Below are 23,719 nucleotides of genomic sequence, written 5' to 3' on the forward strand. Positions count from 1 at the left end.
GGGTTGCGATGACCGACGCGCTCGTCGAGACCAAGTTCTTCCCGCCCGCGCCACGGGCCGGCCTCGTCGCGCGGGCACGGCTGGACGAGGGCCTGACTCGGGGCGGTCGCCTGGTTCTGGTTTCGGCGCCGGCAGGATTCGGCAAAACCACCCTGCTGGGACGGTGGATCGACAGCCAGGCCGCCTCGGCGGGAGCGACAGTCGCGTGGGTCGCCCTCGACGAGGGCGACCGCGAGGCCTCGTCGTTCTGGACGTACGTCGTCACCGCCCTGGACCGTGCCGTTCCAGGCATCGCTGCCAGCGCCCTCCCGCTGCTTCAGGCTGGGCAGACGCCGATCGAGGCAGCGCTGACCGTGGTTCTGAACGAGCTGAGCGTCCGACCGGACGAGGTCATCCTGATCCTGGACGACTATCACCTCGTCGACAGCCCCGGCCTCCGGCCGGCGATGACCTTCCTCCTCGATCATCTGCCTCCGCAACTCCGGCTGATCATCAGCACCCGAGCAGACCCCGGCCTGCCGCTGGCACGCCTGCGCGCACGCGGCGAGCTCCTGGAGATCCGCGCCGCCGACCTTCGCTTCACCCTCGCTGAGGCGGTCAGCTACCTCAACGACGTGAACGACCTGCGTCTGACCGCCGAGGACATCGCGTCACTCGAGGAGCGCACCGAGGGGTGGGTCGCGGCCCTGCAACTCGTGGTCCTGTCGCTTCGCAGTCGCGGCGACGCCGCCGACTTCATTGCCGGCTTCGCCGGAGACGATCGCTTCGTCGTCGACTACCTCGTGGAAGAGGTTCTGGACCGCCAGCCCGACGCGGTACGACGGTTTCTGTTGGCGACCTGCATTCTCGACCGTCTCACCGGACCGCTCTGCGATGCAGTGACCGGCGAACACGACGGCAAGGCGATGCTGGAGCGGCTCGACCGCGCGAATCTCTTCCTGGTCCCGCTCGACGACCAGCGCCGCTGGTACCGGTATCACCACCTCTTCCGCGACGTCCTCCACGCCCATCTGATCGACGAGGACATCGACGTCGCAGCGCTGCATCGACGCGCGGCCGACTGGTACGGCGGTGCCGGCCGACCGGAGCCGGCGGTCCGGCACGCGCTCGCGGCCGGTGACGTTGCGCGGGCGGCCGACATGGTCGAGCGCGCCGTACCGGAGCTGCGCAAGAACCGCCAGGAGCACACCTTGCGCCGGTGGATCGACGAGCTTCCCGATGACGTGGTCGAGCGCCGGCCTGTGCTCGCGATGGGGTTCGTCGGCGCGCTGATGGCCGGCAACGAGTTCGGCGACGTCGAGCGCAGGTTGCGCCACATCGAGCAGTTGTTGAACGGGTCCGCAGAGATCGTGGTCGTCGACGAGCTCGAACTCACCAGGCTGCCTGGCGGCATCGAGCTGTACCGGGCCGCGCTGGCACTGATCGGAGGTGACCTCAGCGGCACCTTGACGCACGCCCGCTCGGCGGTCGACCGTGCGCCCGAGCACGACCACCTGACCAGAGCTTCGGCCGAGGCGCTGGCCGGAATCGCCTCGTGGACGGCGGGCGACCTCGAGGCCGCACACCGCAGCTACACCGCCGTTGCCGACGGGCTGCACCGGCTCGGGTACGTCGCCGACGTCCTCGGATGCTCCATCACGCTCGCCGACCTCGAGATCACGCAGGGCAGGCTGCGCCAGGCGCAGCGGACCTATGAGCGCGCCATCGAGCTCGCGGCCGGCCACGACCCCGATCTGCGCGGCATCAGGGACATGTACGTCGGTCTGAGCCAGGTGGCGATGGAGCGCGGCGATCTGACCAGTGCCACCGAGCACCTGAGACGCGGTGATCAGTTCGGGGAGCAGTTCGGCCTGCCGCAGAACCCGTACCGGTGGCGGGTGGCGCTGGCACAGGTCCGCGAGGCCGAGGGTGATGTCGACGCGGCGCTCGGGCTGCTCGCCGAGGCCGAACGGGTGTACGTCGGCGACTTCGCGCCGAAGGTGCGACCGATCCCAGCACTGCGCGCACGAATGCTGGCTGCGCACGGGGACGTCGCCGCCGCCCGAGAGTGGGCACGCGAGTACGGCGTATCCGCGCACGACGAGGCGTCGTACCTGAGCGAGTACGAGCACGTGACTCTCGCCCGGGTCCTGCTCGCGGACGGATCGCGGCTGCAGGACGCCATCGGGCTGCTCGAGCGACTCATCGCCGCGGCCGAGGACGGCGGTAGGCAGGGCACCCTCATCGAACTCCTGACGCTCATGGCGCTTGCTCAGCAGGCGACCGGGGACGACAAGGAGGCGCGGGCGGTGCTGGAACGCGCGCTGACTCTGGCCGAGCCCGAAGGGTATGTGCGGGTCTTCTCCAGCCAAGGGCAGCCGATGGCCGAGTTACTCACTGCCTTGGCCCCGGGCACGTCGTACGTACAGCGACTCCTGGACGCCTGCCCGGGTACGGCGGGTATACCCGCCCCTCACGACGGGTTGATCGAGCCGCTGACCGAGCGTGAGCTGGATGTCTTGCGGATGCTCGCCGGCGATCTCGACGGGCCGTCGATCGCCCGCCGGCTCGTCGTGTCGCTCAACACGGTGCGGACCCACACCAAGAACATCTACGCGAAGCTCGGCGTCAACAACCGCCGTGCCGCGGTCCGCCGGGCGCACCAGCTCAACCTGCTGTCCCATCGGCGCTGAAGATCATCACCGAGTTCACCAGATGATGTGAGGACCTCTCACCACATCGGCTCCTAGTTTGCGGGTATCGAACAAGAGGAGCGTCCCGTGAACAGCACGCCGCAGTGGTACGAGATCCGCCTCGGGGGGCGCCTCGATCCGCGGTGGTCGGCGTGGTTCGACGGGCTCGCCCTCACTGCCACCGCTGACGGCACCACCACCATCAGGGGCCCCGTCGTGGACCAGGCCGCCCTGCACGGGCTGCTGCAACGACTCCGCGACCTCGGCCTCCCCCTCCTCTCGGTCGCCCAGGTGGAGCCCGATCCGCATGCCAACCCTGAAGATCCGCACGACCCGAAGACCGGAGACAGCCATGACCACCACCGCACGACCCACCACAGGGACCAGTGACCCGACCCGCAATCACGCCCGCGCAGCCGGCATCTTCTACCTGCTCACGTTCGCGGCGTCCCTGCCCGCCTTCGCCGTCATCGGCTCGGCGGTCAACCCGGACCTCACCGTCGCCGCCGGTCACGACACCCAGCTCCTGTCGGCCGGCTTCCTGGACTTCGTCAACGCCCTCGCCTGTATCGGTAGCGCAGTGGCCCTGTTCCCGGTCCTGAAGCGTCAGAACCAGGCCCTCGCTCTCGGCTTCGTCACGTCACGGCTGCTCGAGGCCGCCATCATCATGACCGGGGTCGTCAGCCTGCTCGCGGTCGTCACCCTGAACCAGAACGGCACCGGTACGACGGGAGCCAGCCAGGCGCTCGTGGCCGTCCGCGACTGGACGTTCCTGTTCGGTCCGGGGTTCATGGCCTCCATCAACGCCGTACTGCTCGGCACACTGATGTACCAGTCGCGGCTGGTCCCGCGGATCATCCCCACCCTGGGACTCATCGGAGCGCCGCTGCTGTTCACCGCCAACGTCGCGACCGTGTTCGGCCACAACGAGCAGACCTCGGCCATCACGATGCTCGCCACCGTCCCGGTCGCCTGCTGGGAGCTCTCGGTCGGCGGCTGGATGGCCTTCAAGGGCTTCAAGCCGGCGCCGGTCACCGCCGGTCTCACCAAGGTCGACTGACGTCCCCGGTGCGGTCCACCGCCGATGGCGGTGGGCCGCATTCGCCTGGATGATCGCTGATGTGAGGGAACCGGACCGGGTCGGGTGGGGCTTCGTCTCGCGCTATGCCCTGGCATCGATGGGTACGTCGCTGGTGTTCCTCGCTCCCTTGCTGGTCACCCTGGCGCTGAAGGTCAACTCGCTCGTCGGGATCGAACAGGCTCCGAAGAGCCTGGCACTCGTCGCCGGGACCGGATCCGTCGTGTCGATGATCGCGAACCCGTTCTTCGGCAAGCTGAGTGATCGCACGTCCTCACGACTGGGCATGCGCCGGCCGTGGATGGTCGCCGGCCTGGGCGGCGGGTGCGTCGGCATCCTGATCGTCGCGCTGGCACCCACTGTCGCCGTTGTCCTGGTCGGATGGTGCCTCGCGCAACTCGCCCTGAACGCTCTGCTCGCCGCTCTGGTGGCCGTCCTGCCGGACCAGGTCCCGGTCACCCAACGCGGCTCGGTCGCGGGATTCCTCGGCATCGGTCTGCCCGTCGCGTCGGTGACCGCGACCTATCTGGTTCAGCTGTTCACCGGGAACCGGCTCCTGATGTTCCTGGCTCCGTGCGCGATCGGTGGGTTCTTCGTCCTGCTCTTCGCGGTCACCCTGACGGATCGCCGGCTCGACCCGGCGGACAGGCCGCCGTGGTCGGTCCGGGAACTGCTCCGTACCTTCTACTTCAACCCACGCACGAGCCCCGACTTCGCCTGGGCGTTCACCAGCCGGTTCCTGCTGGTGCTGGCCTACGCCTTCCTCGCCACCTACCAGGCCTACTACCTCCTGGATCAGATCGGCAGCCCGGAGGCCGACGTACCGCATCAGATCTTCCTGGGCACTCTCGCCCAGTCCGTCCTCCTGATCGCCGCATCCCTCGTCGGTGGCTACCTCTCGGACCGGACCGGCCGGCGAAAGATCCTCGTCGTCACGGCGTCGATCCTGTACGGCGTCGCGATGTTCGTCATCGCTGTCTCCGACACCTTCACCGGCTACCTCACCGGCATGGCGATCAGCGGCCTCGGCTTCGGCCTGTACGTCGCCGTCGATCTCGCTCTCGTCGCCGACGTCCTCCCCGACCGAGCCACCGCCGCAAAGGATCTCGGAGTCTTCAACATCGCCAGCGCCCTCCCGTTCTTCGTCGCCCCCGCCCTCGCGCCGGGAATCTTGGTCCTGGGCAACGGCAGCTACGCCGTCCTCTACACAGCCGCGGGCTTGTCCGCCACGTTGGGAGCTGCCGCGATCCTCGGTGTGAAGCGGGTCAGATGACCCTCCACAGTCACCGAGCGCTGTCTCCGTGGTCTCGGCACAGCCAGCCGTGTCTGGCTGTGCGGGATCCGGGAGGAGCCAGGCACTGGTGCGTCGTGTCAGAGGTGTCCGCGGCCGCAGTTGCTGTGTGGTCGGAGTGGTCAACGGACACCGCTGCGCGGCGACTGGTTTGTCGGCCGGCCTTGCCGGCATGCGCGGTTGCCGTACGCATCTGATCTCGGTGTCGGCTGCAGTGGTGTCTCGCGGGCGCCGCCTGGCGCCGCCGACAAGGCAGGCTCCGTTCGCTCCTGCCCTTCAACCACAGGCGCTCCGCGCGCATGCCCGCGCCTGGGAGGCCGTTGCGTGTTTCTGACCTAGCCGGTCGGTGGTCCGGTCAGAGCGAAGTCAGCAGCCTCCTGGAGGACGGCGTCGTCCGCCTGCCACTTCGAACGCACGCCAACGGCCACCACCTCACCACCACCGAACAGCGCGCCGAGCGGTGCGCCCGGTGGTGCGGTGGGTGGATGGTTCGGTCTAGGGGCGGCGGCCCGTCGGCGGAAGCGGTGGGGGTGTGCGGGTTCGGCCCAGCTGGGGCGGGTGACGTGGACGACGCCGTTGCTGATGGTGATGGTCCAGTGGCCGTTGTGCAGGTCGACGTGGTGGCGGCGGCACAACAGGGCCAGGTTCGAGACTTTGGTGTCGCCGCCGTCGATCCAGGAGATCAGGTGATGGGCGTCGCACATGATCGGCGGGGCTCCACACACCACGCAGCCGCGGTCGCGGGCGTCCAGGGCGCGGCGTATCGGCTTGGTGACCAGCCGCACGCGGCGGCCGACATCCAGCGGCTCCGAGTTCGAGCCCAGCACCAACGGGATGATGTTCGCGTCGCAGGCCAGCCGCCGGATCGTGGCCGCGGACAGCCCGCCGCTGTAGACGGTGCGCCCGATCGCGTCCGCGGTCGCGGACCTGAGGTCGTCGAGGTCGATCGTGACGGTGATGTTCGCCTTCGCCCCAAACCGAGCCACCCGACCACCTGTGCCCGTGGTGCCCGCGGTGCCGGCGGTGCCGGCGGTGCCCGCGGTGCCGGCTGTGTCCTCGGCGCTCTCGGCGCCCTCAGCTGCCGAAGCCGTTGCACCCGCGGTGCCTGCCATGCCCCCTGTACCCGCGGTGCTCGCGGCACCACCTGTACCCGCGGTGCTCCCGGCACCACCTGTACCGGCGGCGCCCTCAGGCGCCGAAGCTGCGGCACCCGCGGTGCCTGCCATGTCCCCTGTACGCGCGGTGCTCGCGGCACCACCTGTACCCGCGGTGCTCGCGGCACCACCTGTACCCGCGGTGCTCGCGGCACCCTCGGTGCCCATGGCGGGGCCGGCTGTGCGGCCGGCTGCGGGGCCGGTGGTGTCCCACACGGCGGCGGCGATGCTCAAGGCGTCCGACAGCGCGTCGGCCTGGCGCTTGTCGCGCGGGCGGGGGTCGTGTTCGCCGTCGACGGTCTTGTGTGGGCGGGCGCCGGCGTGCACGACGGCGCGCAGGAGTTCGGCGTTCTCGTTCGCCAAGAACCCTTTGAACTTCACGCCGTTGTCCGCAGCCGACAGCGTCAGGGACTCCCGTTCGTACGCCTTATGTTCTTCGGGTTCGGGGCCGTCGGAGTCCAGCAGGTCGGCGATCTCTTTGGCGGCGGTGCGTAGTTCGCCGGGTGACAGGTGGCCGGCCAGCTCGACCAACTGCTCCGCGGCCGCGTCCAGGTGTTCCACTGGGACCCGTGACCGGACCCGGTCGAGACCGAACACGATCGCGGCCGCCTGCGTCGGACGGAGCAGCCAGCCACTGTCAGCGCCGCCCTCAGAAGCGCCGGCGTCTGCAATGCGGCCTTCGGCCGTGCTGTCTTCGGGGATGTCGGAAGCCTCGCAGGAGGCGGTCTCGGCGAGGGCGGCAGAGACGGCTGGGTGGTGCTCCAGCGCCTGGGCGAGTCGGAGCGTACGGCGGGCGGCCGGGGCGTCCAGTCGGTACCGGAAACGCAGCAGCTCCGCAGTGTCGCGCGCCCCGAGCTCAGCGGCGTACCCGGTGCTCTCCACAGCCGCGACCACGGTCAGTCGGTAGGCCTCCAGGCGGGCGATCTCGGCGTCCAGCGCGTCGAGAGTGGACAGCAGTTCGCCGCCGCCCATCGACCACGCCGGCCGCTCACCCAGGAGTTCCATGCCGTCGACACTAGACGCAGGCTCCGACGATCACCGAACCAGAATCCCCTTGTTTTGTGGGCAATTCGTGGGCCCACACAGCCCACACCCGCCGCGGACTAGGGCTGGGCGTCCTCAGCGGCGTACGACAGAACGCGCTCGGTGTTCAGCACGATCCAAACGTCGACCCACTTCCAGACATTCGGCCAGCTCCGATCGACGGCCGCGCGGAGGTCGTCGGGCAGGTCGTCGAGTGCGACCAGCTCGGCCGGACCCTCGGCGATGACGGCGATGTGGCTCTCGTCGTCGTTCTCGGCGACCACCAGCGTCAGCCAGGGGTTGGTCCGCAGGTTGCGCGCGCGGATCGAGCCGGCCACAGCAGGCAGCCAGAAAGCGCCGCCGCTGCGGACGTACATCGACATCGACGCATGCGGCCGACCGTCCGGCCGGCTCGTACCGACCACCGCGTACTCACGGCGCCTCAAATAGCTCGTCAGCTGCTCGGCCGTGAGCCGGCGCTCCGGCGGATAGGTGCTCGCCGTAGCTGCCGTGGCACGCTCAAAGGTTCGATCCTGCAGCTCTGCCAATACCTCAGTCATGCCCCAACGCTAGACGCGACGTCAGCAGCCTGCTTATCGATTCCTGACCAGATGCGCCAGCAGCGGCGGAGCGACCTCATCCGCATCCAGCGACGGGAGCGAATGGTGGGTCGCGCTGTCGAGTTGTACGACGGTTGCGCCGGGGGAGAGCGTTGTGACTCGGCCGGTGAGGTGGGCGGCGTCCTGGCTCTTGCTGCGGCCGGCAACGAAGACCAGGGGAGTGACGTCGCGTAGCTGGTCGTCGCTGGGGCGTTTGGTGCGGACGAACGGTGTAGACGGCTGCTCCGCGGCCAGGCCGGCCAGCTCCAGGACTTGGCGGTCGAGGGGCAGACCCTGGGTCTCCCAGCGTAGGAACGCGGTGGTCCGCTCGCGGGAGGGGCGCAGCAGGCTCGGCAGCGCTCTGAGGATGTACGGGAGGCGCAGACCGGTCCAGCAGTCCGTCGGGTCAAGGAGAGCCAGGCGCTCGACCCGCTCCGGGTGAGCGATCGCGTACGTGAGCGCGATCCAGGCGCCGTACGAGTGACCGCACAGCGCGGCCCGCTCGATGCCGAGGCCGTCGAACGTGTTGGAAAGCCAGCTGTGCAGGTCGTCCGGTGTCTTAGGGGTCCGACCGGTGTTGGTACTGCGGCCCGCGTCCACGATCAGGTCGACCGCGTACACCCGGTACTGCTCCGCGAGCCGCGGGGCGACCGTGAACCACACCGGCGAGGTAGCGCCGTGACCCGGAAGCAGTACGACGGGCGGCCCGTCGGCGGGACCGCACGCGTTCACGTGCGTCGTACCGAACTCGTCGGTCAGCTCGAGCTGCTCGACCGGCACGCCCCAGCGCGCGAGCAGGCCGTCGTACGTGTCCTGAAAGCTCATGCTGCCGAGAATAGCTCACTCAGTGAGGTAAATTGAGCAGTATGCGAGAAGGAGTGACACCGTCCGACCCGGATCGGGCCGCCGCGCTGGACGTGGTGCACCTGCTGCGCGAGGTCGCCCTACGGCTCGAGTTGGCGGTGGGGGAGTTCGCGCGGACGACCGGCCTGCATGGCACCGACGTCCGGGCCCTGGTACGCCTCCTGGACGCCGAACGCGCCGGAGCCGACGCCACACCAGGATGGCTCGCTCAACAGCTTGGAATGACCTCTCAGGCGACGACGGCGGTCATCCACCGCCTGGAGGCCGCCGGCCATGTCGAACGCCTCAGAAGCCGTACAGACGGCCGCAGCGCCCGTCTCCAGGTCTCGGACAGTGCGGTGGCCCTCGGCTGGCAGTTCTTCGGCCCGCTTCTGGACCGGCTGATCGTCACCACCCAGGGCCTCGGCCCCGACGAGCAGACCGTGGTCAAGGAGTACCTGAGCGCGGTCTCGGACGCGCTGGGGTAAACGAAAGGGCCCCGGCAGCTGCCGGGGCCCTTCGCGCTGCGTACGACGTCAGGAGCGGTCGCTGGTGACCTCGCGGTAGGTCTCCGTCTCCTCTGTCAGTTCGTGGATCTCGTCGGCGTCGTGCGCGTGCTCGTGCGCCTCTTCGAGTTCCGCGGTCGTCGGCTTCTGGACGGCGTCGGCGTAGTAGAAGCGGGACAGTGCGGCGCGGGCCTTGTGCAGCGCCCGGCGCGGGGCGCGGACGCCGTTCTCGTCCGTCTCCGGACCGAGCTCGTGCGGCACGACCCGGTCCCGCGCCGTCAGCGAGTACGCCTCGTACGTCGAGATCGGCTGGTGCTTCTCGGTGTACTTGCCGTCCGCGTCGCGCATGATCACGCCGGTCTCCAGACCGTGCAGCAGCCGCTCCTGGTCGGCCCGCTGCAGCGAGATCGCCCAGCGGCGGGCGATCCAGAAGCCCAGGATCGGGCCGAGGATCACCGCGAACCGCAGGAACCACGTCACGTTGTTCAGCGAGATGCCGAAGTGGGTGGCGATCAGGTCGTTACCGCCACCGATCCACAGCAGTGCGTAGAAGGTGATGAACGCGACGCCGATACCGGTCCGGGTCGGGACGTCCCGCGGGCGGTCGAGCAGGTGGTGCTCGCGCTTGTCACCGGTGATCCAGCCCTCGATGAACGGATACAGCGCGACCAGGGTGACGAACGCCGGCGGGATGATCAGGGCCGGGATCAGCAGGTTCCAGCTGATCGTGATGCCCCAGAACGTCGACTCGAAGCCGGGGAAGATCCGGACCGCGCCTTCCAGCCAGCCCATGTACCAGTCCGGCTGCGATCCCGCGGTCACTTCGGCCGGGTTGTACGGCCCGTACAGCCAGACCGGGTTGATCTGCATCAGTGCGCCCATCAGCGCGGTGATGCCGAACACCACGAAGAAGAAGCCGCCGGCCTTGGCCGTGTACACCGGGAACAGCGGGTAGCCGACCACGTTCTTCTGCGTCCGGCCGGGACCGGCGTACTGCGTGTGCTTGTGGTACACGACCAGGAACAGGTGCACCGTGACGAGCGCCAGGATGATGCCCGGTATCAGCAGCACATGGACGATGAAGAACCGGGAGACGAAGTCGTCGCCGGGGAACTCACCGCCGAAGATGAAGAAGTTCATGTACGTGCCGACCACGGGTGACGCCTGGATCATGCCGTTGGTGATCCGCAGACCGGTACCGGACAGCAGGTCGTCGGGGAGGCCGTAGCCGAGGAAGCCCTCGATGATGCCCAGGAACAGCATCCCGAAGCCGATCAGCCAGTTCAGCTCCCGCGGCTTGCGAAACGCGCCGGTGAAGAACATCCGGAGCAGGTGCACCATCATCGCGGCGATGAACAGCACGGCCGCCCAGTGGTGGATCTGCCGGACCAGCAGGCCGCCGCGGACGTCGAAGGTGATGTCCAGCGTGGAGGCGTAGGCCTCCGACATGTGCAGGCCCTTGAGCAGGCTGTACGAGCCCTGGTACTCGACCTCGGCCATCGAGGGCTTGAACCAGAACGACAGGAAGATGCCGGTCAGGATCAGGATGATGAAGCTGTAGAGCGCGATCTCGCCCAGCATGAACGACCAGTGGTCGGGGAAGATCTTCCGCAGGTTCTTCTTGCCGATCTTCGCGATGCCGAGGCGATCGTCGACCCACTTGACCGGTCCAGGGAACTCTGTGCTTGTTGACACTGTTGTCACCCTCGTTCGAAGAAGCTCGGGCCGACCGGCTCGGTGAAGCCGCTCTGCGCAACCAGGTAGCCCTCACTGTCCACTGCCAACGGTAGCTGAGGCAGCGGCCGGGCCGCAGGGCCGAAGACGACCTTGGCGCCGTCCGCGAGGTCGAAGGTCGACTGGTGGCACGGGCAGAGCACATGGTGCGTGGTCTGCTCGTACAGGGAGATCGGGCAGCCGACGTGGGTGCAGATCTTCGAGTAGCACAGGATGCCGTCGACACCCCAGTTCTCCCGGCCCGGTGGGGTGCGGATCTCGCTGGGCTTGATCCGGACCACGATCACCGCGGCCTTCGCCTTGGCGTTCTGGTACTCGGCCGGGTTCTCCTCCTGCAGCGGGGCCAGGTTGGCCGGCGCCGCGTTGACCAGCTGGCCGACGACCATGTCGGACGGCCTGATCGGGCGGTCGGTGACGTCGTTGACGACCCGGATGCCCTTCGCCCAGATCGTGTTGTACAGCGCCCGGCCCGGCAGCGGGCCGAGGTCGCGGAGCAGGATGACGGCCGGCAGGCCGAGGACGGCGAGGGCGCCGATCAGCGAGTTGCGGATCATCTTGCGCCGGGTGAAGCCGGACTCCGCCGTGCCCTGCTGGAACGCCTCGGTGATCTCGGCGATCTGCTGCGGCGACGAGTGCGCCGGGTGCCGGTCCTCGGAGATCTCCTCGTCGACCATCAGCTTCTTGGCCCACTGGATCGCGCCCGCCCCGATCAGGAACAGCGCGAGCCCGATGCACAGGCCGATGACCATGTTGTTCGCGTTGCCGGACAGCGGGCCGAACTCGAGGATCGAGTCCCGCGGGATCGCGAAGTACGCCACGCAGGAGCCCAGCACCAGCAGCGTCGCCAGGCCGAACATCGCCGACACCTGGCGCTCGACGCGGTCGGCCGCCTTCGGGTCGATGTCGGTGATCCGCGGCTCGTGCGGCTCCAGACCCGGGTCCGGAATCGGCTCCGCCACCTCTACGGCGCTGCCGTGCTCGTCCTCCGGCTTGACCGGAAGGTTCTTGTCGTCGCTCACTTGGCCTTCGCTCCCTTGGCCTTGACGCCCTTGGCGCCGATCCAGACCGCTACGCCCACCAGCAGGCCGATCCCGACGAACCAGCCCCAGAGGCCCTCGGACACCGGGCCGAGCCGGCCCAGTCCGAAGCCGCCCGGGTCCTTCTGCGTCTGCAGGGCCTTCAGGTACGCGATGATGTCGCGCTTGTCCTCCGGCTGCATGACCTGGTCGGAGAAGACCGGCATCTGCTGCGGGCCGGTCAGCATGGCTTCGTAGATGTGCTTCTCACTGACACCCATCAGCGACGGTGCGTACTTGCCGTTCGGCAGTGCGCCACCGCGACCGGCGAAGTTGTGGCACGCCGTGCAGTTGGTACGGAACAGCTCGCCACCGCGGGTGACCTGCTCGTCGGTGGCCTTGCTCACGTCGTACGACTCCGACGCCGGCACCGCGGGACCCGGGGCGAGCGAGGCGACGTACGCGGCCAGGGCCTCGATCTCCTCCTCCGTGTACGCCGGGGCCTTGCGCGGGATCTGCGCGCCCGGCTGCATCGCCGGCATCCGGCCGGTACCGACCTGGAAGTCGACCGCGGCGGCGCCGACGCCGATCAGCGACGGGCCGGCCATCTTGCCCTCGCCGTTCCCGCCGCCCTCGGCGTTCAGGCCATGGCAGCTGGCACAGCCGACCGCGAAGAGCTTCTTGCCCTCCTCGATCTGCTGGGACTGGGCCGAGTTGTCCGCCACCGCGTTGTCAGGGGCGAAGGCGGCGTACGCCGAGCCCACTGCCAGGAGGCCGAACAGGAGCACGACGAGGCCGGCGGACCGGTGCCGTCGTCGCGCGGAGAGAAAGCGCGCCGGTGACAAGGAAGGTCTCTTCTCACTCATTTGAGCAGGTAGATGGTCGCGAACAGGGCGATCCAGACCACGTCGACGAAGTGCCAGTAGTACGACACGACGATCGCCGAGACGGCCTGTTCGTGGGTGAACTTACGAGCCATGTACGTCCTGGCCAGGACGAACACGAAAGCGATGAGGCCGCCGGTCACGTGCAGCGCGTGGAATCCGGTGGCCAGGTAGAACACCGAGCCGTACGCGTTGGACGAGATCGTCAGGCCCTCCTGCACCAGTGCGGTGTACTCGGTCACCTGACCGGCGACGAAGACCGCGCCCATCATGTACGTGAGGATGAACCACTCACGCATGCCCCAGGAGCGGAGGTTCAGCACCGAGCCGGTCCGGCCCACCCGGCCGTGCTCGGCAGCGAACACGCCGAACTGGCAGGTGAACGACGACGCCACCAGGATGAGCGTGTTCACCGAGGCGAACGGCACATCCAGGCGCTCGGTCGAGAGCTGCCACAGCGTCTCCGTCCCCGGAGCCGCGGCGGCGGTCGTCACCGACCGGATCGTGAAGTACGCCGCGAACAGGGCGGCGAAGAACATCAGTTCGCTCGAGAGCCAGACGATCGTGCCGACACTGACCATGCTGGGACGGTCGTGGTGTCCGTGTTCACGAGACGCTGGGAGCGCGGTTGCAGTGGCCACGCGGTCATTATGTCGGTCCCGCTGTTCAGTGCCACGACCACCCCCGTGCATGTCGCCGAACCGTTGTTTCTACTGTGGAAGCGTGCTTCCCCTTCACGCCACGCCCGGAGACCGGATCGAGCCGCTGACTCCGGTCCGGTTGCTGACGGCATGGACCTTCGAACCGGTGTTACTCGGCGTGATCATTCTCCTCGGCGCGGTGTACCTGTACGGCGTCCACCGGCTGCGCAAACGCGGCGACAAGTGGTCCCGCGGCCGGACGTTCTCCTTCGTCGGCGTCGGCCTGGGAAGCGCCGTGATCGCCACCCAGTCCGCGCTCGGCACCTACGACACCGTGCTGATCAGCGTGCACATGGTGCAGCACATGATCCTGTCGATGCTGACGCCGCTCGCGCTGGCGCTCGGCGCTCCGGTCACGCTGGCGCTGCGGACCCTGCCGCAACAGCCGCGGAAATGGTTGCTCTCCGTGTTGCACTCACGGTTCGCGAAGGTGATCTGCTTCCCACTGATCGGCTTCACGCTGTTCGTGCTGAGCCCGTGGGCGCTCTATTTCAGCAGCTGGTACGACGCGACGCTCCACTCGACCGTGCTGCACGACCTGTTGCACCTGCACTTCATCCTGGTCGGATCGCTGTTCTTCTGGCCGCTGCTCGGGCTGGACCCGGTGCCCGGCCGGGTGATCTACCCGTTCCGCCTGATCCTGGTGTTCCTCACCCTGCCGTTCCACGCCTTCCTCGGCATCACGATCATGTCGGCGAACACGCTGATCGCCGAGGACTGGTACACCAGCTTCGGCCGGTCCTGGCCGCCGTCGCCGCTGCACGACCAGTACATCGCCGGCGGTCTGCTGTGGGGCTCGGGTGACATCGTCGGCTTGGTGTTCTTCGCCGTACTGTTCGTCCAGTGGGTGCGCGAGTCGCAGCGTGAGGCGCGCCGTGAGGACCGGCGGCTGGACCGCCTGGAGGAACAGGCTCGCCGGGCCGAACAGGCGCCCCGGTAGCATGCGCGGTGTTGTTTGAATGTCCAGTCTTCCTCAGAACACAGCTTGGGATGGATCGATGAGTTCAGAGCGTCCGCTGAAGGTCCTGGTCTACAGCGACGACCGTACGACGCGGGAGTCCGTCCGGCTGGCCCTCGGCAAGCGGCCCGCGGCCGATCTGCCCGAGCTCGAGTACGTCGAGTGCGCCACCGAGCCGGCCGTCATCAAGACCATGGACAAGGGCAGCATCGACCTGGCCATCCTCGATGGCGAGGCCGTCCCGGCCGGCGGCATGGGGATCGCCCGGCAGCTGAAGGACGAGATCTTCCAGTGCCCGCCGGTCCTGGTCATCACCGGCCGTCCGCAGGACGCCTGGCTGGCGACCTGGTCGCGGGCCGAGGGCGCGGTCTCGCACCCGATCGACCCGATCAAGCTGGCCGAGGTCACCGCGGAGCTGCTCCGGCAGCGGCTGACCAAGCTCCCCGCCACCACCGCCTGACGCACCATGGGGGCTTACACCTGGCCGCAGGTGCTGAACCCGCTGCTGCGGCGTGAGGACCTGGAGGCCTCCGCCACGGCGTGGGCGATGGAGCAGATCCTGTCCGGCGCCGCCTCACCCGCGCAGCTCGCCGGGTTCGTGATCGCGCTGCGCTCCAAGGGCGAGACCGTCACCGAGGTCGAGGGCCTGGTCGCCACGATGCGCGACTTCGCCACCCGGATCTCGGTGCCCGGCCGGACGCTGGACGTCGTCGGTACCGGTGGTGACCAAGCCCACACGGTGAACATCAGCACGATGTCCGCGATCGTCGCGGCCGGGGCGGGCGCGAAGGTGCTGAAGCACGGCAACCGCGCGGCCTCGTCGGCCTGCGGCGCGGCGGACGTCCTCGAGGAGCTGGGCATTCCGCTCGACCTGACCGCGGCGCAGGTGGCCGAGGTGGGGGAGCGGGCCGGGATCACGTTCTGCTTCGCTCCGGCGTTCCACCCCGCGCTGCGGCATGCCGCCGTACCGCGGCGGGAGCTCGGGGTGCCCACCACGTTCAACTTCCTCGGCCCGCTCGCGAATCCGGGGAACCCGTCGGCGCAGGCGGTCGGCGTCGGCGACGGCCGGATCGCCGGGCTGATGGCCGGTGTCCTCGCGCGGCGCGGCATCGACGCGCTCGTGTTCCACGGCGACGACGGGCTGGACGAGCTGACCACGCGGACGACGTCGCAGGTATGGACCGTCGGCGGCGGTCAGGTCGAGGGACCGGTCACGCTCGACCCGCGGGAGCTGGGCATCGAGCCGGTGGCCGCGGACGCGTTGAAGGGCGCGGACGCGGCGTACAACGCGAAGGTCGTGCGGGCCCTCGTCGACGGCGAGCCGGGAGCGGTGCGGGACGTCGTACTGCTGAACGCCGGCGCGGCGCTCGCGGCGTACACGCCGGAGGCCGGCACCGTGACGGAGCGGATCCGCAGCGGCATGGATCGCGCGGCTGAGGCGATCGACTCCGGGGCGGCGAAGGACGTGCTGGACCGCTGGATCGCGGCCTGCGCCGAGGTGCGCGGCTAGTCCTTGTTGATGCCGGCGGGGATTGTCCCCGCCGGCACCTTCCTATTTGTTGACCTTGATCTGGCTGACCTTGTAGCGCCAGACGTTCTGCCAGGCCGGGGTTGAACCAGCCAGGTCGGCGATCGAGACGTCTGCGGTGCCGTCGCCGCGGTCGATGACCGCGATCATGATCGTGGAGTACGTCTCCGTCAGCTTCGGCACGCTCACCGGGACCCTGGCCGTCAGTTCGTGGCCTGGGTGGCCGTTGACCGTGATCACCTTGTGGGTGCTGCTGTTCTTCACCACCGTCACGTTCTTGTCGTACAGGTTGACGAGTGCGCGGGCGCCGATCTGGATCGCTGCCTGCTTACGACCCGCCGCGGAGTTCTGGTACGGGATGTCCGGCGGGAGCTGCCCGAACGACACGTAGTTGCCCCACGACGAGCCCTTGCCGTTGTAGTTGTTGTGCACCGTCAGCCAGACCGCGGCGCCGCCCCACAACCCGGTGCGCTCGAAGTTGTTGCCCCACGCCGAACTCATCACCGGCATCGTGTCGTTGTTGGCCGCCAGCATCTCGGTCCCGAGCACCTTGCCGTACGGCGTCGGCGTCTTCGTCGGCTTAACCGACGGACTGACCGTCTCGATCGGCTTCTCCGCCGCCGTCGGCAACGCAACCGGACTGATCGCCTCAGCCCTGTTCCACACCCACCCGACACTTAACCCCGTAGCAGCCAAAGCCGCCACCACCAACACCGCAGCCCCCACAGCCCGAGCCCGCCCACCAGGCCCACCCCCGGCACCTACGCCGACAGACCCCCCACCCCCATGCCGAGCCGCCCCCCGCGACCCACTAGCCCCACGCCCAGCCCCGTGCCCAGCCCCGTGCGTGGCCCCGTGCCCGGTCCCGTGCGTGACGCCCTGCCCAGCTCCATACGCGCTGCCGTGCCCAGCGCCGTCCCCAGCCCCGTGCGTGGCACCCTGCCCGGTCCCGTGCCCATCGCCCTGTCCAGCACCCTGCCCAGCCATGTACGCGGCGCCATGCCCGGCGCCGTCCCCAGCCCCAGACGCGGCATCCTGCCCAGCGCCGAACCCAGCGCCGTGCGTGGCACCCTGCCCAGCACCATGAGCCGCCGCCCCACCGAACCCCCCAGCACCCAGCCCATCCGAGCGCCCATCACCCGAACCAGCCCCCTGCGCACCCGAGTGAGAACCCCCCGCAGCCCCGGGCCCAACCGCCCGCGAAACCACCTCAGTAAACAAGGCCCGCCCACCCTGCGCACCGGCCTGCTGACCGCCCTGCGGCCCAGCCGGCCCACCTTGCGCAGACCCGCCGGGCCCGCCGTGCGCGGAGCTCTGCACCCCAGCCAGAGGGGCAGCGTGCTGACCGACCCGCGGCCCTCCTGCCTGCCCGCCTTGTGCCGAACTGATCTGCCCGCCGTGCGGCCCAGCCTGCTGATTGCCCTGCCCGCCGGCCTGCTGGCCGCCTGGCCCACCTTGCGCCGAACCGACCGGCCCGCCGTGCGCTGAGCCCTGCACTCCCGCTTGCGGCGCGGCGTGCTGACCGCCCTGCGGCGCGGGGCCGCCCTGCCCCGAACCGAGCTGCCCGCCTTGCGGTCCAGCCTGCTGAGAGCCCTGCCCGCCGACCTGCTGCCCGCCCTGAGGCCCAGCAGGCCCGCCCTGCGCCGAACCGACCTGCCAGCCCTGCGCCCGGGCCTGCTCGCCGAACTGCGGCGCACTGCCCTGAGGCCCAGAAGCCTGCGCCTGCCAGCCACCCGCCCGCTGACCGCTCTGCTGCACAGCCCACATCTGCCCGGCCTGCCCAGCACCGGCCTGGCCTGTCTGTGTAGGAGCCTGCTGCCCAGGCTGGGATTGCGGTTGACGCGGTTGCGCGTAGCCACCGTCTGGCCGGCCCGCTTCACCCTGCCCCGACTGCTGCACCGGACGCTGCCCGCCGTACTGCGCCCCCGGCGGCGGAGCCGCATGCTGAGGCCGCACCTGCTGCCCACCCGGCTGCTGTGGCTGCTGCACGCCCCACATCGGCGCACCCGGCTGCCTACCCTGCTGCTGACCGCCCGCCGGTTGAGACCCCGCTGCCTGGGACGCCGCCTGCTGCCCGCCCGCCTGGGACCCCGCATGCGGGCCGCCGGCCTGGCCGCCCGACTGCGGGGATCCCAAGTGCTGTCCGCCTGGCTGCTGCCCGCCCAACTGCTGTGCGCTTGGTGCCTGAGTGCCGGGGCGTGGCGGCGCAGGTGGTTGCTGAGTGGTCGGTTGCTGGTGGGGAGAAGGCTGTGAGGGCTGGCTGGTCCAGTGCTGCTGCGGCGGGGCCGCGTGTTGCGGCCGTACCGGCGGAGGAGGCGGCGCCGGAGCAGGCGACTGCCCGAACAGAGCATCCGAAGATCCACCCTGACCCGCACCTGGCGCCTGACCGAGACCTGATGCCTGGCCCGCGCCAAGCGCCTCACCTGGATCTGGTGCCTGACCCGCAGCCGGCATCTCACCGTGACCTGGTAGCTGGCCGGCGCCCCGCGACTCGGCGATACCAGGCGCTTGCCCGGCGTCCGGCGTCTCGCTGGCACTTGCCGGGTGGTCAGCACGCGGTTGTTCACCGAGACCTGGTATCTGGCCGGCGCCCTGTGCCTCGCTGCTGGGCGTCGGGGAGGGCGGTGCTTGGGGGGTGCCGGTGAGCGGGTCCGTGCCCTGGGGGGTGTCGTGGGGCGGGGTGTGGTTGTTGTCAGCCAACTTGAATTCCTAGGTAGGCCTGGTCCGCGGCCTTCTTCAGGTCCGGGCGGTTGTTCGGGATGCCGCTGATGTAGGCGACCGCCGTCCCGTCACCGAGGTCGAAAACGGCCACCGTCAGGGTAAGTACTCGATCGGTCACCGCAGTCGTTGTCGCGGTCACGGACTGCTGGAACACCCAGCCGGCCTTGCCGCTCCGCTTGACGGGACCGTTCGCGACCGTCTTGTACGTGACCGGGATGTTCCCGTACATGCGTTCGCGCACCTTCAGCGACAGCGACGCCGCGGTCGCCTTCGGGTCGCCGTTGAAGCCGGATCCGGTGCCCAGACCGCCGACGAAGATGTCCGCGCTCCAGTCGTCGCCTTCGACGACGTCCTCCTTGAGGACGATGCGCTGCCCGTTCGAGTTGATCAGCTGCTCGACCAGGCGCTTGCGGTCCGACCACGGCGGATTCCGGCGCGGGAACGAGATCGCGTCCGACGCGATCCGGCCGGCACCTTCGTGCAGCGACGGGTTTTTCGACTGACCGGGTTTGGTGCTGGACTGGTTCGTCGGCGTGGGGGAGGAGCTCTGCGTCGGCGTACCGGTCGGATCCGGGTCAGCGGTCTCCTTGTCGCCCTTCGTCAGCAGGACCACCGCGGCGACGGTCAACAGGACTACCGCGACCCCGCCGGCGATGATCAGCGGCATCTTCCCGCCGAACGGACCACCGCCGCCGGAACTCTTGGACTTCTTGCTGCCCTTGCCGCCGTCCCGCTTGCCGACGCCGGCGCTCAGGTCGGTCTGACCGCCCCAAGCCTCGCTCCCGTCGTCGTTCCAGGCTCGTTGCGTCTGTTGACCAGCCCAAGCCTGCTGGCCGCCCTGCTGCTGGCCGGCCTGCTGGTTGCCGGCACCCCACTGCTGCTGGGTCGGCTGAGCGTTCTGCTGACCGGCGGCCTCCTGCACGGGCCAGGACTGGCCGCCCCACACTTGGTCGCCACCCTGCTGACCGGCGGCTGGCTGCTGGCCCCACGGCGAGGATTCCTGTACGCCGTTCGAGTCGCCCCAACCGTTGTCGCTGGGCGCATCAACTCCCGCCGTACTCTGCTGTGAGCCCCAAACCTGCCCGGCCTGCGCGGTCTGCCCCGCACTCGAGGTCTGGCTCGGCTGATCGCCCCAGAGCTGGACAGGCTGCTCCTGCGGGGTGTCTGACGTCTCCGGAACAGTCCAGAGAGGACTGGCCTTCTCTGGTTTCTGCTCGTCCTCTTCGGCCGACGCCTCGACACCCCACGCTGGTACGTCGGTTGCCTGCTCGTCCTGCCCGTCACCGGACTGGCTACCCCAGTCGGGCCGCAGCTGACCGGCCGCCTCAGCGTCATCAGCCGCCAGCAGCTCAGCAGCCCGCTCGTCCGCAGCCCGCTGGTCCGTTGTCCGCTGGTCTGCAGCCCGCTGGTCCGCTGTCTGCTGGTTCACTGCGTGCGGGTCGGTTGCTGGCTGGTTCGCTGCCTGCGGGTCTGCGGCGGACTGGTCCGCGGTCTGCTCGTCCTCAGCGTGCTCATCCGCTGTCTGCGGGTACGCGGCGTGCTGGTCCGTTGCCCGCTGGTTCGTGGGCTGCTCGTCTGCGGCTGGCGTGAAGGTGTCGGCTGCAGATGTCGACGTTGCGTCGGTTGCGTCGTCGGCGAGGGCTGGGGCGAGCTTGAGGGTCCAGCCGGTGGCTTGTTCGTCTGGCTGCGCGTCGGTGGGTGGGGCGGGTTCTTCTTCGAGCTCGGGGGAGATCTCGCGCCGAGTCCAGTGTTCCGGCGGAGCAGGGGCTAGCTCCGGAGCGCCCCAGGTCGCGCGCGCACGTGCGGCTGCCTCGGCTCGCGACGCCTCGGTGGTCTGAGCCGTCTCAACTGTCTGTGTCGCCTGGGCAGCTGCTGACTGGGGCGAGGGCGCGGTTTCGTCCGGCGCGACTGCGCGCAGGCGTGTACCGCCGGTCGCTGCGTCGTCGGTGGACGGCGTCGTGCTCCACAGTTGCGGTGTGGCGGCTGGTTGCCACCAGCCGCCGCCTTCGGCTTGTTCGGTCGTCTCGACAGGGGTGTGCTGCACTGCGCGTAGGCCAGGCGTGGGCTGTGGTTCGTCCGCAGGCTGTACGGGCACTGGGCGCGTCGGCTCGTTGGCGTCAGGTGCGTGGTCCGTCGGTTGCTGCGCCGGGCCTTGCTGCATGTCCCAGGTGCCGGGCGTGCCTTGATCAGAGGGGGTTTGCTCGGGTTGGTTGTACGAGGTGAACTGGTCTGCTGACCACGGCTGTTGGTTGGCCGACCACGACTGTTGCTGGGTCTGCTCAGCTGTGCCGGAGCCTTGCACGGTCGGCTCCTGCGACCAGTCCTGTTGGGCAGACCACGGCTGCTGCTGAGTCTGCTCGGAGTCAGGATCCGGCTGGTCATAGCTGCTGAACTGATCAGCCGACCACGACTGCTGATCCGCAGACCAAGACTGCTGGGGCTGGTCCGGCTGCTGACCCTCCTGTTGCGCGGGCCAGGGTTGTTGCTGGTTGTGCCCTGCGGGCTGCTGCTGGCCAGGCCAAGGCTGCTGGTTCTGCTCGGCGTTGGGCTGGTCGTAGGAGCTGAACTGGTCGGCTGACCAGGGCTGTTGGTCGGCGGACCACGGCTGCTGGCCGTCGGCGTGCTGGCTCGGCCAGGACTGCTGCTGAGCTGGCTCCTGCTGCTGGGGCGGCCAGGGCTGGTTCTGCTGGGCTGCGGGGTGCTGCTGGCCGGGCCCCGCCTGCTGCTGGGCCTGCTCGGCGTCGGGCTGGTCGTAGGAGCTGAACTGGCCGGCGGACCAGGGCTGTTGGTCTGCGGACCAGGGCTGTTGTTGCGTGGTGCCGTCGGGCGTGGCCTGCTGGTCCGGTTGTTGCTGGGTAGGCCAGGGCTGGTTCTGCTGCTGAGCTTCGGGCTGCTGTTGGGCAGGCCAAGGCTGTTCCTGGTGGTGAGCTCCAGGTTGCTGCTGGCCGGGCCATGGCTGCTGCTGGGCATGCTCGGCGTCGGTCTGGTCGTAGGAGCTGAACTGGTCGGCGGACCACGGTTGCTGGTCTGCCGACCAGGGCTGTTCCTGGTGGTGAGCTCCGGGCTGCTCCTGGCCGGGCCACGGCTGCTGCTGGGCCTGGTGGGCGTTGGGCTGGTCGTAGGAGCTGAACTGGTCTGCGGACCACGGCTGTTGCTGCGTGGTGTCGTGGGCCGTCGACTGCTGGTCCGGCTGCTGTTGGGCTGGCCAGGGCTGGTTCTGCTGCTGAGCTCCAGGCTCTTGCTGGGCAGGCCAGGGCTGTTGCGCTGCGGGGTGGTGCTGGCCGGGCGCCGGCTGGTGCTGGGAGTGCTCGGCGTTGGGCTGGTCGTAGGAGCTGAACTCGCCTGCTGACCACGGCTGCTGATCGGCGGACCACGGCTGTTGCTGGCCGTCGGTGTGCTGACTCGGCCAGGACTGCTGCTGAGCTGACTCCTGCTGCTGAGCCGGCCAGGACTGCTGCTGGGAGGGCTCGTCTTGCGGGGTTGGCCAGGTTTGATGCTGGGCGGGCTCCTGCTGCTGGGTCGGCCAAGGCTGCTGCTGTTGCTCGGCTGGCCGGGGGTGCTGATCGACCTGGTCGGTGGTGGCTTCCGGGTGGGATGCTGCCTGATCGGGATCAGCCGGAGTCGGCTCGGGTGCCGTGGGCTCTTCGGTCGCCTCGTTCTCGTGTTTGGTTTTGCTGGTCCACTTCTTGCCGTCCCAGAAGCGGATGGTGTGGGGCTGGCCGGTGGGGTCGGGGTACCAGCCGACGGGTGGGTTGCTCATCCGCGTCCTCGCTGGGATGCCGGCGCGACTGCGCGGACCTGCTCGGCATGGACCTGACCCCGGACGTTCATGTGCACACCGTAACTTCAGCTCGTGTCAGTCGGATCCGTTGGGACCACGTCTCAGACACCGTCCTCCTGGCCCAGGCTGAAGGCCGCCTCCAGGTCGTGGCTGGAGTACGCGCGGAAGGCGATATGGGTCTCGGTGCTGAGCACACCCGGCACCCGGTTGACGTGCTCGGGGATGACGGTGGCGAGGTCGTCGTGCCGCGCGACCCGGACGAGGGCGATCAGGTCGAGCCCGCCGGTCACGGAGTACACCTCGCTGACGCCGTCGATCGCCGCCACCTGCTCGGCGACCTCCGGGATCCGTGCGACGTCGGCCTTGATGAACACGATCGCGGTGACCATGCCGTCCTCTCCTCCAGAACTCACCTTCTCAACCTGCAGAAGCATAGTCGCGGCCGAGTCCCGGCAGCGCGGCCGCCGTCGGTTCGTCCGCGGGCAGGAACGCCTCCATCCGCAGCTCCGACACGGTCACGTCGACGGCGGTCCCGAACCTGGTCAGCGTCGTGATCAACCGCAGCTCCCCGCCCGGCGACCGCAGCCGCAGCGGTACGGCGAACCCGAGGTGGTCCGGGCCTGTTTCCGGGCGCGGCGGGATCAGCGAAACCAGCTCGGCGATCAGCGCGTCGGCCTCGAGGTTCGGCACCAGGGCGGCCTCGCGGCTGAGCCCGTCGATCACGTGCCACGACCACTCGGCGAGATTGACGATCCGCGGTGCCAGCCCGTCGGGGTGCAGGAACAGCCTCGGCACCGACACCGGCGCAACCAGCAGGTACGGCGAGACTCCGGCGACGAGCGCGTCGAACGACCTGTTCGCGAGCACCAGGTCACCACGCCGATCCACCACCACGGCCGGGCTCGGCCGGTGCCCGTCGAGGATCCGGGCCAGCGCGGTCCGGATCGCGGTGAGGCTGGGGGAGTCGTACGGCGTCTCGTCGTACGCCGGGGCGTAGCCGCCGGACACGAGCAGCTGGTTGCGCTCCCGCAACGGCACCTGGAGCGACTCGGCGAGCCGGATGACCATGTCGCGTCCCGGCACCGACCGGCCGCTCTCGATGAAGCTGACGTGCCGCTGCGTGGTCCCCGCGCGGACGGCCAGCTCGAGCTGACTCACCCGCCGGCGGGCGCGCCACGACCGTAGTCCTACGGACAGTTCGGATGCCATGCCGCAGTTCTAACGCACGCC

Annotated in this window: 22 protein-coding genes; 11 read left to right on the forward strand and 11 right to left on the reverse strand. The window is 69.3% G+C overall.

What is annotated here, in order from left to right; genetic code table 11:
* Positions 1 to 8 precede the first annotated feature (8 nt).
* The 4 genes from ACWEOO_RS13465 to ACWEOO_RS13480 all read left to right on the forward strand — a co-directional run bounded on the left by ACWEOO_RS13465 (position 9) and on the right by ACWEOO_RS13480 (position 5,023).
* The gene (locus tag ACWEOO_RS13465) at positions 9 to 2,672 is read left to right on the forward strand and encodes a LuxR C-terminal-related transcriptional regulator (protein WP_452143201.1); all 2,664 of its coding nucleotides are present in this window, start codon (positions 9 to 11) and stop codon (positions 2,670 to 2,672) included.
* Between the two features lie 87 nt (positions 2,673 to 2,759).
* Complete coding sequence (locus tag ACWEOO_RS13470) at positions 2,760 to 3,062, forward strand: hypothetical protein (protein WP_452143202.1); 303 nt, start codon at positions 2,760 to 2,762, stop codon at positions 3,060 to 3,062.
* A complete protein-coding gene (locus ACWEOO_RS13475) occupies positions 3,025 to 3,732 on the forward strand; it encodes a DUF4386 domain-containing protein (RefSeq protein WP_452143203.1) in 708 nt (235 codons plus the stop codon). The genes ACWEOO_RS13470 and ACWEOO_RS13475 overlap by 38 nt, the downstream gene beginning before the upstream one ends.
* Positions 3,733 to 3,793: 61 nt before the next feature.
* Entirely contained in the window at positions 3,794 to 5,023 is a 1,230-nt protein-coding gene (locus tag ACWEOO_RS13480) for an MFS transporter (protein WP_452143204.1), read from the forward strand.
* Between the two features lie 353 nt (positions 5,024 to 5,376).
* Here ACWEOO_RS13480 and ACWEOO_RS13485 read toward each other — a convergent pair whose 3' ends face one another.
* The 3 genes from ACWEOO_RS13485 to ACWEOO_RS13495 form a co-directional block, all read right to left on the reverse strand.
* Positions 5,377 to 7,200 (reverse strand): DUF222 domain-containing protein, encoded by a 1,824-nt coding sequence (locus tag ACWEOO_RS13485; RefSeq protein ID WP_452143205.1) that lies wholly within the window; start codon positions 7,198 to 7,200, stop codon positions 5,377 to 5,379.
* A 98-nt stretch (positions 7,201 to 7,298) separates the two neighbouring features.
* Complete coding sequence (locus ACWEOO_RS13490) at positions 7,299 to 7,778, reverse strand: pyridoxamine 5'-phosphate oxidase family protein (RefSeq protein ID WP_452143206.1); 480 nt, start codon at positions 7,776 to 7,778, stop codon at positions 7,299 to 7,301.
* A gap of 33 nt (positions 7,779 to 7,811) precedes the next feature.
* Positions 7,812 to 8,642 carry an alpha/beta fold hydrolase gene (locus ACWEOO_RS13495; RefSeq protein ID WP_452143207.1) on the reverse strand — a complete coding sequence of 277 codons (831 nt, stop codon included), beginning with the start codon at positions 8,640 to 8,642 and terminating at the stop codon, positions 7,812 to 7,814.
* A 41-nt stretch (positions 8,643 to 8,683) separates the two neighbouring features.
* Here ACWEOO_RS13495 and ACWEOO_RS13500 point away from each other — a divergent pair, with 41 nt between their 5' ends.
* A complete protein-coding gene (locus ACWEOO_RS13500) occupies positions 8,684 to 9,148 on the forward strand; it encodes a MarR family winged helix-turn-helix transcriptional regulator (RefSeq protein WP_452143208.1) in 465 nt (154 codons plus the stop codon).
* 48 nt (positions 9,149 to 9,196) lie between these two features.
* Here ACWEOO_RS13500 and qcrB read toward each other — a convergent pair whose 3' ends face one another.
* The 4 genes from qcrB to ctaE are packed head-to-tail and all read right to left on the reverse strand — an operon-like array spanning position 9,197 to position 13,492.
* Entirely contained in the window at positions 9,197 to 10,870 is a 1,674-nt protein-coding gene (qcrB, locus tag ACWEOO_RS13505) for a cytochrome bc1 complex cytochrome b subunit (protein WP_452143209.1), read from the reverse strand.
* The gene (qcrA, locus tag ACWEOO_RS13510; protein WP_452143319.1) at positions 10,867 to 11,859 is read right to left on the reverse strand and encodes a cytochrome bc1 complex Rieske iron-sulfur subunit; all 993 of its coding nucleotides are present in this window, start codon (positions 11,857 to 11,859) and stop codon (positions 10,867 to 10,869) included. Before qcrA ends, qcrB begins: the two co-directional genes overlap by 4 nt.
* A gap of 56 nt (positions 11,860 to 11,915) precedes the next feature.
* On the reverse strand, positions 11,916 to 12,782 hold the full coding sequence (gene qcrC / locus ACWEOO_RS13515) for a cytochrome bc1 complex diheme cytochrome c subunit (protein WP_452143210.1): 867 nt from the start codon (positions 12,780 to 12,782) through the stop codon (positions 11,916 to 11,918).
* Positions 12,779 to 13,492, reverse strand: a complete 714-nt coding sequence (gene ctaE / locus ACWEOO_RS13520) for an aa3-type cytochrome oxidase subunit III (protein WP_452143211.1) — start codon at positions 13,490 to 13,492, stop codon at positions 12,779 to 12,781. The genes qcrC and ctaE overlap by 4 nt, the downstream gene beginning before the upstream one ends.
* A 31-nt stretch (positions 13,493 to 13,523) precedes the next feature.
* Between ctaE and ACWEOO_RS13525 the strand changes: the two genes are divergently transcribed.
* The 3 genes from ACWEOO_RS13525 to trpD are packed head-to-tail and all read left to right on the forward strand — an operon-like array spanning position 13,524 to position 15,969.
* The gene (locus ACWEOO_RS13525) at positions 13,524 to 14,441 is read left to right on the forward strand and encodes a cytochrome c oxidase assembly protein (RefSeq protein WP_452143212.1); all 918 of its coding nucleotides are present in this window, start codon (positions 13,524 to 13,526) and stop codon (positions 14,439 to 14,441) included.
* Between the two features lie 58 nt (positions 14,442 to 14,499).
* On the forward strand, positions 14,500 to 14,919 hold the full coding sequence (locus ACWEOO_RS13530) for an Rv3143 family two-component system response regulator (RefSeq protein ID WP_452143213.1): 420 nt from the start codon (positions 14,500 to 14,502) through the stop codon (positions 14,917 to 14,919).
* Positions 14,920 to 14,925: 6 nt separating this feature from the next.
* A complete protein-coding gene (gene trpD, locus ACWEOO_RS13535; protein ID WP_452143214.1) occupies positions 14,926 to 15,969 on the forward strand; it encodes an anthranilate phosphoribosyltransferase in 1,044 nt (347 codons plus the stop codon).
* A 42-nt stretch (positions 15,970 to 16,011) separates the two neighbouring features.
* Here trpD and ACWEOO_RS13540 read toward each other — a convergent pair whose 3' ends face one another.
* The gene (locus tag ACWEOO_RS13540) at positions 16,012 to 16,653 is read right to left on the reverse strand and encodes a hypothetical protein (protein ID WP_452143215.1); all 642 of its coding nucleotides are present in this window, start codon (positions 16,651 to 16,653) and stop codon (positions 16,012 to 16,014) included.
* A gap of 1,170 nt (positions 16,654 to 17,823) precedes the next feature.
* Here ACWEOO_RS13540 and ACWEOO_RS13545 point away from each other — a divergent pair.
* Positions 17,824 to 18,240, forward strand: coding sequence for a hypothetical protein (locus ACWEOO_RS13545; protein ID WP_452143216.1), 417 nt, complete (start codon positions 17,824 to 17,826; stop codon positions 18,238 to 18,240).
* Between the two features lie 439 nt (positions 18,241 to 18,679).
* On the opposite strand, the gene ACWEOO_RS13550 is transcribed toward ACWEOO_RS13545, so the two are convergent.
* Positions 18,680 to 20,752: a hypothetical protein gene (locus ACWEOO_RS13550; RefSeq protein WP_452143217.1), complete on the reverse strand. Its 2,073-nt coding sequence runs from the start codon at positions 20,750 to 20,752 to the stop codon at positions 18,680 to 18,682.
* A gap of 282 nt (positions 20,753 to 21,034) precedes the next feature.
* On the opposite strand from ACWEOO_RS13550, the gene ACWEOO_RS13555 reads away from it, so the two are divergent.
* Positions 21,035 to 21,286, forward strand: a complete 252-nt coding sequence (locus ACWEOO_RS13555) for a hypothetical protein (protein ID WP_452143218.1) — start codon at positions 21,035 to 21,037, stop codon at positions 21,284 to 21,286.
* Positions 21,287 to 21,295: 9 nt separating this feature from the next.
* Positions 21,296 to 22,057, forward strand: a complete 762-nt coding sequence (locus ACWEOO_RS13560; RefSeq protein WP_452143219.1) for a hypothetical protein — start codon at positions 21,296 to 21,298, stop codon at positions 22,055 to 22,057.
* A gap of 533 nt (positions 22,058 to 22,590) precedes the next feature.
* Here ACWEOO_RS13560 and ACWEOO_RS13565 read toward each other — a convergent pair.
* Positions 22,591 to 22,878 (reverse strand): Lrp/AsnC family transcriptional regulator, encoded by a 288-nt coding sequence (locus tag ACWEOO_RS13565; protein ID WP_355480274.1) that lies wholly within the window; start codon positions 22,876 to 22,878, stop codon positions 22,591 to 22,593.
* A gap of 28 nt (positions 22,879 to 22,906) precedes the next feature.
* Entirely contained in the window at positions 22,907 to 23,698 is a 792-nt protein-coding gene (locus ACWEOO_RS13570; RefSeq protein ID WP_359933256.1) for a helix-turn-helix transcriptional regulator, read from the reverse strand.
* Positions 23,699 to 23,719: the final 21 nt, after the last annotated feature.

The sequence above is a fragment of the Kribbella sp. NPDC004138 genome (genome assembly GCF_053603655.1).